The 13252-nt window shown below is 60.3% G+C and carries 8 protein-coding genes; 5 read left to right on the top strand and 3 right to left on the bottom strand.

The window, feature by feature from the left end:
* Positions 1 to 68: 68 nt before the first annotated feature.
* On the bottom strand, positions 69 to 2069 hold the full coding sequence (tkt, locus tag NW862_RS01755) for a transketolase (RefSeq protein WP_414333110.1): 2001 nt from the start codon (positions 2067 to 2069) through the stop codon (positions 69 to 71).
* A gap of 174 nt (positions 2070 to 2243) precedes the next feature.
* Here tkt and lipA point away from each other — a divergent pair, with 174 nt between their 5' ends.
* Complete coding sequence (gene lipA / locus NW862_RS01750) at positions 2244 to 3134, top strand: lipoyl synthase (RefSeq protein ID WP_414333108.1); 891 nt, start codon at positions 2244 to 2246, stop codon at positions 3132 to 3134.
* Positions 3135 to 3211: 77 nt separating this feature from the next.
* Positions 3212 to 4324 (top strand): DUF389 domain-containing protein, encoded by a 1113-nt coding sequence (locus NW862_RS01745; RefSeq protein ID WP_414333106.1) that lies wholly within the window; start codon positions 3212 to 3214, stop codon positions 4322 to 4324.
* 30 nt (positions 4325 to 4354) lie between these two features.
* On the opposite strand, the gene NW862_RS01740 is transcribed toward NW862_RS01745, so the two are convergent.
* The gene (locus NW862_RS01740; protein WP_414347125.1) at positions 4355 to 5623 is read right to left on the bottom strand and encodes a dihydrolipoamide acetyltransferase family protein; all 1269 of its coding nucleotides are present in this window, start codon (positions 5621 to 5623) and stop codon (positions 4355 to 4357) included.
* A gap of 63 nt (positions 5624 to 5686) precedes the next feature.
* A complete protein-coding gene (ppsA, locus tag NW862_RS01735; RefSeq protein ID WP_414426858.1) occupies positions 5687 to 8152 on the bottom strand; it encodes a phosphoenolpyruvate synthase in 2466 nt (821 codons plus the stop codon).
* Between the two features lie 312 nt (positions 8153 to 8464).
* Here ppsA and NW862_RS01730 point away from each other — a divergent pair, with 312 nt between their 5' ends.
* The 3 genes from NW862_RS01730 (at position 8465) to cas3 (ending at position 13241) form a co-directional block, all read left to right on the top strand.
* Positions 8465 to 9418: an RluA family pseudouridine synthase gene (locus NW862_RS01730; RefSeq protein ID WP_414365864.1), complete on the top strand. Its 954-nt coding sequence runs from the start codon at positions 8465 to 8467 to the stop codon at positions 9416 to 9418.
* A 164-nt stretch (positions 9419 to 9582) separates the two neighbouring features.
* On the top strand, positions 9583 to 10569 hold the full coding sequence (locus NW862_RS01725) for a helix-turn-helix transcriptional regulator (RefSeq protein ID WP_414335455.1): 987 nt from the start codon (positions 9583 to 9585) through the stop codon (positions 10567 to 10569).
* A complete protein-coding gene (gene cas3 / locus NW862_RS01720) occupies positions 10566 to 13241 on the top strand; it encodes a CRISPR-associated helicase Cas3' (RefSeq protein ID WP_414426857.1) in 2676 nt (891 codons plus the stop codon). Before NW862_RS01725 ends, cas3 begins: the two co-directional genes overlap by 4 nt.
* Positions 13242 to 13252: the final 11 nt, after the last annotated feature.

Raw genomic sequence — 13252 nt, 5'->3', positions numbered from 1 at the left:
CCACCATCGGGCAGCAAAAAAGACCCAGCAGGGATCCCTGCTGGGCTCAGGCCGGAGGAGCAAAAATCCTAGCCTAGGAGCTGACGAGCGGTATTGAGCACATTCTCCACCGTAAAGCCGAACTTCTCCATGCAGACAGGGCCGGGGGCGGAGGCGCCGAAGCGGTCGATGCCGATGGCCACCCCCTCAAAGCCCAGGTACTTGTGCCAGCCAAAGGTGGATCCCGCCTCGACGGAGATGCGCTTGGTAACATTGGGGGGCAAGACGGAGTCGCGGTAGCTCTGAGGCTGGGCCTCGAACAGCTCCATGCAGGGCATGGAAACCACCCGTACCGCTCGGCCTTCCTGCTGCAGTTGAGCAGCAGCCTTCACCGCCAGCTCCAGCTCTGAGCCAGTGGCAATCAAGATAAGCTCCGGGTTGGGAGCATCCACCACCACATAGGCCCCCTTGGCTACCCCCTCAATGGAGGTGCCTTCTACGGGGTTGACCGCCTGCCGGGTAAACACCAGCACCGACGGGGTGGACATGGCCTCGAGGGCCACCTGGTAGGCTCCCACCGTCTCGCGGGCGTCCGCCGGGCGGATGACGTAGAGGTTGGGGATGGCCCGCAGAGAGGCCAGCGTCTCAATGGGCTGGTGGGTGGGGCCGTCTTCTCCTAGGGCCACTGAGTCGTGGGTCATGACGTGCAACACCCGCGCCCGCGAGAGGGCCGACAGGCGGATGGCAGGCCGCATGTAGTCGGTGAAGATCAAGAAGGTGGCGTCGTAGGGAATGAGGCCGCCGTGCAGAGCCATGCCATTGGCGATGGCTCCCATGCCGTGTTCCCGTACCCCGAAGCGGAAGTTGCGCCCGTGGTAGGAGCCGGCCTGAAACTCCGGGATCCCCTTCAAGTAGGTCATGTTGGAATGGGCCAGATCGGCGGATCCCCCCAGCAGCTCTGGCACCGCCTTGGCCAGGGCGTTGAGACAAAACTTGGAGAGGTTGCGGGTGGATTCTTTGCCAGTTTCGGCAATGGGAGCCAACGCTTCTTTCCAGCCCGCAGGCAGCTCCCCGGCCATGATGCGCTTGAACTCGGCGGCCTCTTCCGGGTAGGCCTTCTCGTAGGCGGCAAAGCGCTCGTTCCACTCCGCCTCGGCTTTGGCCCCTTTATCGATGGCCTGGCGGAAGTGGGCCAGCACCTCGTCGGGGATGTAGAACTCCGGCTCCAGCGGCCAGCCGAGGTTTTGTTTGGTGAGCTTGACCTCTTCCGGCCCCAGGGGCGCCCCGTGGACGCTCTCGCTGCCGGCTTTGTTGGGGGATCCGTAGCCGATGGTGGTCTCGACGATGATCAAAGAAGGCTTGTCGGTGACCTCCTTGGCTTTTTGGATGGCTTCGGCGATCCCCTTCAGGTCGTGGTTGCCATCCTCCACTTTTTGCACGTGCCAGCCGTAGGCCTCGTAGCGCTTGCCCACATCTTCGGTGAAGGCAATTTCCGTGCTGCCGTCGATGGAGATGTGGTTGCTGTCGTAGAGCATGATCAGCTTGCCCAGTTTGAGGTGGCCGGCCAGCGAGGCCGCTTCCGAGGCCACCCCCTCCATGTTGCAGCCGTCACCCAAGATCACGTAGGTGTAGTGATCCACAATCGTGTGGCCGGGCTTGTTGAAGCGGGCCGCCAGGTGGGCCTCAGCAATCGCCAGCCCTACCGCATTGCCCACCCCCTGTCCCAGCGGGCCGGTGGTCACCTCCACGCCGGGGGTTTCAAAGTTTTCCGGGTGGCCGGGGGTTTTGGATCCCCACTGGCGAAACTGCTTGATGTCCTCCAGACTGACATCAAAGCCCGTCAGGTGCAGCAGGGCATATTGCAGCATGCAGCCGTGGCCCGCCGAGAGGACAAAGCGATCCCGATCCACCCATTTGGGGTTGCGGGGATTGAACTTCAAAAACTGCTGCCAAAGCACATAGGCCATGGGTGCTGCCCCCATCGGCAGGCCGGGGTGGCCGGAGTTGGCTTTCTGAACAGCATCCACCGCCAAAAAACGAATCGTGTTGATGGCAAGTTGTTCCAGGGAGGGAGGAGCAGCAACAACCATGTGGGATCCCTATCGCTCGACATTCGCTTTCCAGTATGCCGTGTTTTGGGTCTCGCTTCCGAACCAGTGGGGATCCATCGAGCTGGGAATTGGCCTGGGCCGGTCTCGGCTGGGCAAAATGACAGGCTAAGCTGAGAGATACGCTTGCCGCCATTTCTGGTTGGAGGGTTTTCATTGAGCGCTGTTTCTTCGCCTAGCGGTAAACCGCCCTGGCTGCGGGCCAAAGCCCCCCAACGGGCCGGGTCTGTCCAGCAACTGCTGCGGGACTTGGGCCTGAACACGGTTTGCGAAGAGGCTTCCTGTCCCAACTTAGGGGAATGCTTTGCCAACGGCACCGCCACCTTCTTGATCATGGGCCCGGCCTGTACCCGCGCCTGCCCCTACTGTGATATCGACTTCACCAAACGGCCTTTGCCCTTGGATCCCACTGAGCCGCTGCGGGTGGCAGAAGCGGTGGAACGCTTGGGGTTGCGCCACGCGGTCATCACCTCGGTGAATCGGGACGACCTGCCGGATGGCGGAGCCAGCCAGTTTGTTGCTTGCATCACGGAAATCCGCCGCCGCAGGCCCCAGACGACCATCGAGGTCTTGATCCCGGATCTGTGCGGCAACTGGCAGGCCTTGGAGCAAATTCTCGCCGCCCGCCCAACGGTGCTCAACCACAACACGGAAACCGTGCCCCGCCTCTACCGGCGGGTGCGCCCCCAGGGGAACTACGAGCGCTCCCTGCGGCTTTTGGAACTGGCGCGGCAATGGGATCCCGGCCTCTACACCAAGTCGGGGGTGATGCTGGGCTTGGGAGAAGCCGCCGCGGAGATTTTGCAGGTGATGCGGGATCTGCGCCGGGTGGGCTGCGACATCCTCACTCTTGGCCAATACCTGGCGCCCAGCCCCAAACACCTGCCGGTGGAGCGTTATGTCGCCCCCGAAGAGTTCGACCACTGGCGGCAAGTGGGGGAAGAGCTGGGCTTTTTGCAGGTGGTGTCTTCGCCTCTAACCCGCAGCTCCTACCATGCTGAAGCCGTGCAAGACCTGATGCGGCGCTTTCCCAAAGGAGGATCGTGAGCCCCGATTCTCTGCCAAGCTAGACTGCTGAAAGCCCAAGGCTGGTCTGTTCTTGACACCGCCAAGGGAACCCAATCATGGACATGAACAGGATCCGTCGTTTTACTGGCAGCAGCTCAGAAAATGGCTTGGTTCCTTCACCTCAGGGTTGGCTACAGCCCTTCCGCTGGCGGCTGCCCCTGGTCAGTGCAGAAGAGTATGCCGAGTTGGTGCTGGAGCTAATGCGGGAGTCTCGCCTCAGCCTCAACTACTTGATGTTGGTGCTTGGCTCCTGTGTCATTGCCACGTTGGGCTTGCTGGCCAATAGCCCGGCTGTGATCATTGGGGCGATGATCGTGGCTCCTTTGATGTTGCCGATTCGCGGCATGGCCATGGGGGCTTTGGACGGGAATGTAGTCTTGTTTCGGACAGGTATCCTATCTCTGACCGTGGGAACCGGAATTGGGTTGGGAGTATCTTTCCTGCTGGGGCGATGGGTAGGTCTTCCCAACTGGGGCAGCGAAATTTTGGCCCGCACTCAACCCAACCTATTGGATCTGGGAGTGGCGCTAGCGGCAGGGGGAATCGGCGCTTTTGCCAGGGTGCGCAAAGAGATCGCCGACAGTTTGGCAGGGGTGGCGATTGCTGTGGCGTTGATGCCGCCGGTGTGTGTGATTGGCTTAGGGTTGGCCCATGGAGACTGGGAGATCAGCCTGGGGGCGGCGCTCCTCTATTCCACGAACCTGTTGGGAATTGCCTTGGCCTGTATGCTCACCTTTTTGGTGATGGGCTACGCCCCTTTGCACAAGGCCCGTTCTGGATTGGCTTGGGTGTTTGGCCTGGTGATGCTGTTGCTGGTGCCGCTGGCAGCCAGTATGACCCAACTGCTGTATCAATCTCGGCTGGAATTGGCGCTACGAACCGCTCTGCTCAACAGAACCATTACATTCCAACGGGTAACCCTCTTGCGCAGCGAGTTTAACTGGGTAGCCGATCCGCCGGAGGTGGTGCTGTCGGTGCGAGCGGACGAGCCCGTCACACCGAGACAGGTGGCACTACTAGAAGAGTTTGTGGAAGCTGAGGTGGGTCGCCCTTTCACCCTGATTTTTCAGGTGGTACAAGACCAGGAGGTGCGCCGAGAAACGCTTGCCCCAGAGGAGCCTGAGGTGAACTCTCCAGAAACAACTTTCCCCCCCGATCAAAGGGAATAACTCTTGCCTACTAATTGGCGGATGGGCTGGTTACAGCGTCAGGGATCCCACCTTTTGTTCTAACAACTGGGCTAGATCTTGCAAGAAAGCTGCGGCGTGGGCACCGTAGATGACGCGGTGGTCGCAGGTGAGGTTAACCTGCATCTGGGAGCGGATGGCGATGGCTTTTTCCGGCGTGGCCACCACGGTGGGGCGAGCAGCACCAATGGCCAAGATGGATCCCTGGTTGGGAGGCAGGATGGCGTCGAAGCGATCCACCCCAAACATGCCCAGGTTGGAGAGGGTAAAGGTGCCGCTGGTGTACTCCTCCGGCTGCAGTTGCTTGCGCCGCGCCCGCTCCACCAGATCCTTCCAGCGGCGGGAGATCTCGTAGAGATCGATCCGGTTGGCCTGCCTGAGCACAGGGGTAATTAGGCCCCCATCTTCCATGGCCACCGCCACGGCGATGTTGATGTCGGCTTTGTAATGGATCCCGTTTTCGGTGTAGCTGGCGTTGAGGAGGGGGTGCTTTTCTAGAGTCACGGCCACAGCCTTGACCAAAAGGGCCGTCAAGGTTACCCCTTTGGGTTTTACCTGTTGGTAAAGCTGATCCAGGCTGTCAGTGGTGATGGTGTAGCCGACGTGGAACACCGGCACGCCCAAGCTGGCGTTCATGTTGCGCACCACCGCCGCCTGCAGGGTGCTCAGGGGAACCACTTCTCCCAGGGGCACAGAGACGGGGGGAGGAGTGACCGAGGAAGGAGCTGCCGCCGGGGCAGAGGCGGGCTGAGCTGCGGCCCGCTCCACATCTTCGGCTACGATGCGCCCACCAGGGCCGGAGCCGCGCACCGTGCGCAGGTCAACCCCCAGGCTTTCTGCCAATTTTTTCGCCCGTGGGGAAGCCAGGATGCGCTGGGATCCAGCTCCGTCGGAGCCACTTGGGGGCGTGGAGGGGGGGCTTGCTGCAGGCGCAGGGGTTGGCCGTTGAACGGTGGGGACAGAGGCCGCGCTAGGGGTAGCCGCCGGCGCAGCACCCTTAGAGAGGGCCTTGGCTCTCTCCTGGGCCTCGGCCAGCTCCGCTTCGGTTTCAGCAATGAGGGCGATGGGGGCGCCCACCGGCGCCGATTCCCCGGCTGGGATGAGGATGCTGGCCAGAATGCCGCTGTGGAAGGACTCCACATCCATGTCTGCTTTGTCCGACTCCACCACCAGGATGTTTTCCCCTTTCTCCACCCGGTCGCCGGGGTTCTTCAGCCAGGCAACGATCTTGCCCGTTTCCATGGTGGAGCTGAGGGCCGGCATGGAGAGTTCGTGGATCATGGCGGGGGTGGCAACACAGCAGAGAAGATTGTAACCCAGCAGACGGGATCCCGGCGCAGTCCCCTAGTGGGCGCCGGCAGCTTCCGCCTCGGCCACCACCAACAGGGTTTTCAGCAGGGAATCGGGGTTGAGGCTGATGGAGTCGATCCCCTGCTGCACCAGGAAGCGGGCAAAGTCAGGGTAGTCGCTGGGGGCTTGTCCACAGATGCCAATCTTGCGCCCGTGGCTTTTCACCGTCTGGATCACCTGGGCAATCATCCGCTTGACGGCCTCGTGGCGCTCGTCAAAAAGGTGGGCCACCAGGGCCGAGTCGCGGTCCAACCCCAGGGTGAGCTGGGTGAGGTCGTTGGAGCCGATGGAGAAGCCGTCGAAGATCTGGCAGAACTCGTCGGCCAGGATGACGTTGCTGGGCAGCTCGCACATGACGTACACCTGCAGGCTGTTTTCCCCCCGCACTAGGCCGTGGCGGGCCATCTCCTCCAGCACCTTGTGCCCCTCTTCCGGGGTGCGGCAGAAGGGGATCATCAAGATGACGTTGGTCAGGCCCATCTCGTCCCGCACCCGTTTCATGGCCCGGCACTCCAGCGCAAAGCCATCGCGGTAGCGGGGATCCGTGTAGCGGGAGGCCCCCCGCCAGCCGATCATCGGGTTTTCCTCGTGGGGCTCATAGCGGGATCCGCCCAGCAGGTGGGCGTATTCGTTGCTCTTGAAGTCCGACAGGCGCACAATCACCGGCTTGGGGTAGAAGGCAGCGGCGATGGTGGCCACCCCCTGGGCCAGCTTGTCTACAAAGTACTCCGGCTTGTCGGCATACTGGGCGGTGAGCTCCGCCAGGCTCGGCTCTTCCTTGACCGCCTCGTTGTAGTGGATCAAGGCCAGAGGGTGGATCTGGATGTGGTTGGCGATGATGAACTCCAGCCGCGCCAGACCCACGCCGTCGCAAGGGATCTCGCTCAGGCCAAAGGCTTTTTCCGGGTTGCCCACGTTCATCATCAGTTGGGTGCGGGGGCGGGGCAGCTCCTCTAGCGGGATCTCCGTCACCTCATAGGGCAATAGACCAGGATAGACGCGCCCTTCCTCCCCTTCGGCGCAGGAGACGGTGATGGGATCGCCGGAGCGGAGCACCTGCGTGGCGTTGCCGCAGCCAACAATGGCCGGGATCCCCAGCTCGCGGGCAATGATGGCCGCATGGCAGGTTCTGCCCCCCTGGTTGGTGACGATGGCGCTGGCCTTTTTCATAATCGGCTCCCAGTCGGGATCGGTTTTCTCCGTCACCAGCACCTCGCCAGCCTGGAACTGATCCGAGCGGCGCACATCCAAAATGACGCGGGCTGTGCCCTGGCCGATGGCCTCTCCCACCGCCCGTCCCCGCACCAGGGGGTCTGGGCGCGCCTCCGTCTGCGTAAAGCGGTAGGTCTTGAGGCGGTTGGTGGCCTTTTGGGATTGCACCGTCTCGGGGCGGGCCTGGACGATGAACAGCTCGCCCGTGATCCCGTCTTTGGCCCACTCGATGTCCATGGGGGTGAAGCGGCCCCGCAGCGCCGAGTAGTGCTCCTCGATGAGGCAGGCCCAGCGAGCCAGCTCTAGGATCTCGTCGTCCTGCAGGGCATATTGGCGGCGCAGGCTCTCGGGGACGGGTACGTTTTTGGTGGAACGGGATCCCTCCTCGTCGTAGACCAGCTTCAGGGCTTTGCTGCCCAGCTTGCGGGAGAGGATGGGGCGCAGCCCCTGCTTTAGGGTAGGTTTGAAGACCACGTATTCGTCGGGGTTGACGATGCCTTGCACCACGTTTTCCCCCAGCCCATAGGCAGCGGTGATCAACACCGCGTCTTTAAAGCCCGTTTCTGGGTCGATGGAGAACATCACCCCCGAACAGGCCAGGTCGGAGCGCACCATCTTCTGCACCCCCACCGAGAGGGCCACCTGGAAGTGGTCAAAGCCCTTGATCTGGCGGTAGGAGATGGCCCGGTCGGTAAACAGGCTGGCAAAGCAGCGGTGGCAGGCATTCAGCACTGCCTGGATCCCGTGCACGTTGAGGTAGGTCTCCTGCTGGCCGGCAAAGCTGGCATCCGGCAGGTCTTCTGCTGTGGCGCTGGAGCGCACCGCCACATCGGTATCGGGGCCGTAGCGCTCGCACAGCTTCTGGTAGGCTTCGCTGATGGCCTGCTCCAACTCTGGGGGGAAAGGCGTCTGCAGGATCAAGGTGCGGGCGGCTTTGCCCCGCTCGCGCAGGTTCCGCACATCCTCGATATCGAGGTCTTTGAGGATCTCCCGCAGCTTCTCCTCGAGGCCAGCAGCGGCGATGAACTGGCGATAGGCATGGGCGGTGGTGGCAAACCCCAGGGGCACGCGGATTCCTTTGGGGGTCAACTGCTGCAGCATTTCCCCTAGAGAGGCGTTTTTCCCACCCACCTGGGCCACGTCCCGCAGCCCCACCTCTATGAGGGGCACAACCAAGGGTGGCTCTGAGCCAAGCTGGCGGTGAGGGGATTGTTGAAGCTGGGATCCCAGCGTTGCTCCATCCGACATGCTTTGTCTCCTTATGCCCATCAGAGCAAGCGTGAATAAGTGTTGTGATAGTTGTGTGTAGCAAAAAACTTCCCCTGGCCAGGACCTGGCCTAGCTTTGAGGGTCTATACCCCCACTGTACTGAGGGTTTTCCTGGGGCTAGAATCCCGGCACAACGCCCCCAGAGACGGCTGAGATGGGGAGGAGACAAAGGCAATCTCGCCAGGATCCAGCTGAAAGAGCTGCCACAAATCTTCGCCCTTTTTTACCTAATGCAAAAGTAACCGCTCTGCCACAATGTTTTCAAAGCAGCAGTTTGCGGAAACAGGGCAAATGGAAGGCCCCAGGGATCCGGTGGCAGCAATTCGCCAGGTAAGAGTGACGGAAAAACAGCAGGGCTTGCGGCTGGATCGCGGGTTGGCGGAACAACTGCCGGAGCTGTCGCGCTCGCGCCTGCAGCAGCTCATTCGCCAGGGCCAGGTTTGGCTCAATGGGCGGCCCTGCCTGGATAAGGATCGCCCCCTGCAAGCCGGGGATGAGATTGAGGTGCGGATCCCGCCAGCCACCCCTACAACTTTGGAGCCGGAGCGGATCCTCTTAGACATTCTCTACGAAGATGAGGATCTGCTGGTCATCAACAAGCCGCGCGGTCTGGTGGTGCATCCTGCTCCTGGGCATGCCAGCGGCACGCTGGTGCATGCATTGCTGGCCCACTGTCCTCGCCTTTCCGGGATCAACGGCGAGCTGCGCCCAGGGATCGTCCATCGCCTCGACAAGGACACCACCGGCGCCCTGGTGATTGCCAAACACGATCAGGCCCACCAGCATCTGCAGGCCCAGATCCAGGCCAAGACGGCTCGGCGCATCTACCTAGGGGTGGTGTTTGGCCGGCCAGCCCAGAGCCAAGGCACGATCTCTGCCCCCATTGGCCGCCACCCGGTGGAGCGGCAGAAGATGGCGGTTTTGCCCTCTGGCCAAGGGCGAGCGGCGGTAACCCACTGGCAGGTGCTGGAGCGCCTGGGCAACTACACCCTGATGCAGTTTGAACTGGAGACCGGCCGCACCCATCAAATTCGGGTGCATGCCGCCCACCTGCGCCTGCCCATTGTCGGGGATCCCCTCTATACCCAGAGCAAAACCAGCCCCGTCAAACTCAGCGGCCAAGCTCTCCACGCCTGGAAGCTCTCCTTTGTCCACCCGCGCACCGGCCAGCCGCTGCAGTTTACTGCCCCTCTGCCGGAAGAGTTCGAGCGGCTGCTGCGGCAGTTGCGCAGCCAGGCCGGATAGGCAGCTTCTAGGGTCGCTCTCGGCCCTGTCTGGCCTGTCCAATCAGGGTTCATGCTGATCCCCGTGAGCAGGAAGTTTCAACCTTCAGCAAATCTTTAGAGAAGTCGGAAGTGTTTTTGCCGGGTGAGTTGTTTAGAATGCGCTCATCCTTGCTGAGGTATGCAATGCTACGCCAGTTAGAGCGGATCCTGAAGCTGGACGTGCTGCTGCGCTCTGAGCAGCGGCAGACAGCCGCTTCGCTGGCTGAGGCTTTGGAGGTGAGCGAACGGACTGTTCGAGCAGACATCAGCTTCTTGAAGGATCGCTTTCAAGCCCCCATCAAAGTCAGCCGCGAAAAGGGATATCACTACACCGATCGGGAATGGCGCCTGCCGACGATACCCCTCACCAAGGGGGAACTGTTTGCCCTGACTTTGGGAGCGAGAATGCTGGAAGCCTACGCAGGATCGGCCTATGCCCCGCAGTTGCGCTCGGCGATTGGGCGGTTGGCGCAACGGCTTCCGGAGCAGGAGTGGCTGGATCTCCAGCAGCTAGCCGATGAGCGTCTCATCTTTCGGGCGGGGGCGGAAACCCATCTGGACTGGGAGATTTGGCAACAGTTGGAGGACGCCTGTCGGGAAAAAAGACGAGTGTGGATGCGCTATCGCACCGCCAGTCGAGGCGATCAGGTGTCGGAACGGAAGTTGGATCCCTATCTCTTGCACATCTACCGCGGCACCAATCCCTACGTGATTGGCTGGTGTCACAAAAGACAAGAGGTGCGCTGGTTCCGAGTGGACAGGATTCTGGCTCTCAAAACCTTGGCGGACACTTTTGAGATAGATCCCAACTTCGATGCTAAAGCCTATCTGGCAATGATTTTTCAGCATGAGGCGGGCGGGATCCCTCGCCAGGTGGGGATTTGGTTTGATGCCCAAACGGCACCCTTCATTCGGGAGCGGCGCTGGCATCCAACCCAAGTCATCGAAGAAAACCCAGACGGATCCCTGGTTCTGCGCATAACCGTGCAGGGGATGAATGACGTCAAGCGCTGGGTGTTGGGCTATGGCAGAGGAGCCAGAGTGCTGGAGCCCCCGGAGTTGGTGGACATGATGCGGCAAGAGATCTGCGAAATGAGTCAGCGCTACACCGACAAGGAGCCGTCGCCATGAATAAGTTTTGGGCCAAGACCGGACAGGGACAGTTGCGAGAAGATGGCCGACCTCTATACCATCCCGTCCTCTGCCACCTAGCCGATACGGCAGCCGTGGCCATCGAGATCGTGCAAACCTACCTCAGCCCCCTTGCCCGTCAGCAGCTCTCGGCAGGGTTGGGGCTGGAAGGGGATCCCTTAGCTCGCTTTTGCGGGTTCATGGCAGGCTGCCACGACCTGGGCAAGGTCAGTCCTGCCTTTCAGTTTCAAGTTGGCGAAGTGGGAAAAGCCCTGGTGGGATCCCGTCTCTACGATCTGTGGCGCAGCTATCCCAACACCGGCCAACCAACTCCTCACGGAACAGTGACCGCCGCAACCCTGCCCAGCTTTCTGGAAGAGCTGGAACTGCCAAAGAAACTGGCCCAAAAATTGTCAGCTATTGTCGGCGGTCATCATGGCTTTTTCCCGGGACTTCAGGATATTCAAAGTCTCTCCCCCGACGATGTCGGTCGAGGGGAGTGGATCCCATTTCGTCGAGAGATTTTCCAGCAACTACAAAGTTTTGTTGGGCTGAAAAGAGAAGGGATCCCCACCCGCTGCAACAATGCCGCCGCCATGATCTTGGCCGGCCTGACAACCGTTGCGGACTGGATTGCCTCGAATGCGGAGAGTTTTCCCTACGCCAACGACGAGCCCTTTGAGACCTACGCTCAGGGGATACCTGAAAAAGCCCGGCAAGCCCTGAAGGTCCAAGGCTGGGTTGCGCCCCCCACAGGCAGCCCTCTTACTTTTGAGGCTCTCTTTGACTTCATCAGCGAACCGCGACCGCTGCAATCGGCAGCCATTGCCCTGAAGGACAGGCTGGCTCCACCCTGCTTGGTCATTGTCGAGGCCGCCATGGGGGAGGGCAAAACCGAGGCGGCGCTCTACCTGGCCGACCACCTGCAGCACCAAAGCGGAGCCGGCGGCTTCTACATCGGCTTGCCTACCCAGGCAACCAGCAACGCCATGTTCGAGCGCGTCAAGTCATTTTTGCAAAAGCGCTATCCCGATACCATCGTGAACCTAACCCTCAGCCATGGGGCAGCAGCTCTCAAAGAAGATTACCTAGAGACTGTCTGCCGCCTAGATCAGGTTTACGACCAGGAGGGCAAGGGGGTTTTTGCCAGCGAGTGGCACACTGCCCGCAAGCGAACGCTGCTCAGTCCCTACGGGGTGGGCACCCTTGATCAAGCCCTAATGGGTGCAGTACGGGCTCGCCACCAGTTTGTCCGGCTGTTTGGTCTGGCAGGCCGCACCATCATCCTGGACGAGATCCACGCCTACGACCTCTACACCAGCACTCTGCTAGAGCGGTTCCTGGAATGGGCAGCCGTTTTGGGATCCCCCGTGATCGCCCTCTCGGCCACCCTGCCCGCCGGTACCCGCCAGCGATTGCTGGCTGCCTATGCCAGGGGCTGTGGACAGCCCCCGCCCGAACTGCCTGCCGCCCCTTACCCTCGCATCACTGCTTTAGCTTCTGGAGCCGCCCTAGCTCAGCCTTTTGCTCCTTCCGAGCACGTGCGCCGTCAACTAGGGATCCGCTGGGTTCAGGATGACCAATGGCCCGCAGAACTCCGGCAAGTGCTTTCCAAAGGGGGTGGGTGCGTTGCTGTTATCTGCTCAACGGTTGATCGCGCCCAGCAAGTGTTTAAGCATCTCCAAAATGATTTTCCGCCGGAAGAATTGGGTTTATTTCACGGGCGCTTTTTGTTCAAAGATCGAGAGCAGATTGAGAAAGAATGCTTAGAGAAATTTGGCAAAAAAGGACATCGACGTCCCTCTCACTTTGTTTTGATAGCAACTCAGGTCATTGAGCAAAGCCTAGATGTTGACTTTGACTTAATGATTAGCGACCTAGCTCCCATTGATCTTCTTCTACAACGCTCTGGGCGACTCCACCGCCATCGGCGGGATAAGCGACCACCTGAGCTGTCTGCTCCCTACTTGTGGATAGTGAAACCAGAGCTGGACGCTGAGGGCAGAGCTAATTTTCGGGAGAGTAGCTCTATCTACGATCAGCACATTCTCCTACGCAGTTGGTTGACTCTGAGACAGCGCCAAAACGTGCAACTACCTGAAGAAATTGACGACTTAATTGAATCAGTATATGACCTGGAGAGACCTACCCCCGAAAACTTAGAGCCAGTTCATTCCAAAGATTGGAACGACTCTTTGGAAAAGTACAAAGTTGAAGAAGAGGATGCTAAAAGATCTCGAGCTAATGAAGTAAAGATCCCACCGCCACATGCCGATGTGAGGCCCGAACAGTTTACCTACCTAAAAAAAGAGGATGACGAAAGCACTATCGCTGCCGTTACCAGACTTGGGCAGCCTTCAGTAGTAACAATTTTCTTGCAACAAGGGAAGAGCAGTTTAGTCTTTCCCGGCTCTCACGATCCAGTGGATCTAGAAACTGAGCCCAGCTTGCCGATGATTCGTAAGTTACTGGCCCACAGTGTTCGCATTGCTTCCCGCCAGGAGCTTGTAAAGGAGCTGCTGAGGCGGGAGAACCCCAAAACTTGGACATCTGCTCTGCTGCGTAACTGTCGCTACGTTGTCTTGAACGCCGAAGGGTGGGCCCAGATTGGCAACTGGCGGCTACGGTTGGATCCTAACTTAGGGATCGTGATCGAGAAGGTTGACAGCTAACGTTGGGGAGG

Origin of the sequence: Synechococcus sp. H55.8, assembly GCF_047462375.1 — a bacterium.
Classification (GTDB): Bacteria; Cyanobacteriota; Cyanobacteriia; order Thermostichales; family Thermostichaceae; genus Thermostichus.
Note: the sequence above shows the minus strand (reverse complement) of the source record. Positions and strands in the feature narration are given on the sequence as shown.

Coding starts and splice junctions, on each gene's coding strand:
- NW862_RS01730 (WP_414365864.1), top strand. CDS start 8,465: ATGGAAGGCCCCAGGGATCCGGTGGCAGCAATTCGCCAGGTAAGAGTG.
- cas3 (WP_414426857.1), top strand. CDS start 10,566: ATGAATAAGTTTTGGGCCAAGACCGGACAGGGACAGTTGCGAGAAGAT.
- NW862_RS01745 (WP_414333106.1), top strand. CDS start 3,212: ATGGACATGAACAGGATCCGTCGTTTTACTGGCAGCAGCTCAGAAAAT.
- NW862_RS01725 (WP_414335455.1), top strand. CDS start 9,583: ATGCTACGCCAGTTAGAGCGGATCCTGAAGCTGGACGTGCTGCTGCGC.
- tkt (WP_414333110.1), bottom strand. CDS start 2,069: ATGGTTGTTGCTGCTCCTCCCTCCCTGGAACAACTTGCCATCAACACG.
- ppsA (WP_414426858.1), bottom strand. CDS start 8,152: ATGTCGGATGGAGCAACGCTGGGATCCCAGCTTCAACAATCCCCTCAC.
- NW862_RS01740 (WP_414347125.1), bottom strand. CDS start 5,623: ATGATCCACGAACTCTCCATGCCGGCCCTCAGCTCCACCATGGAAACG.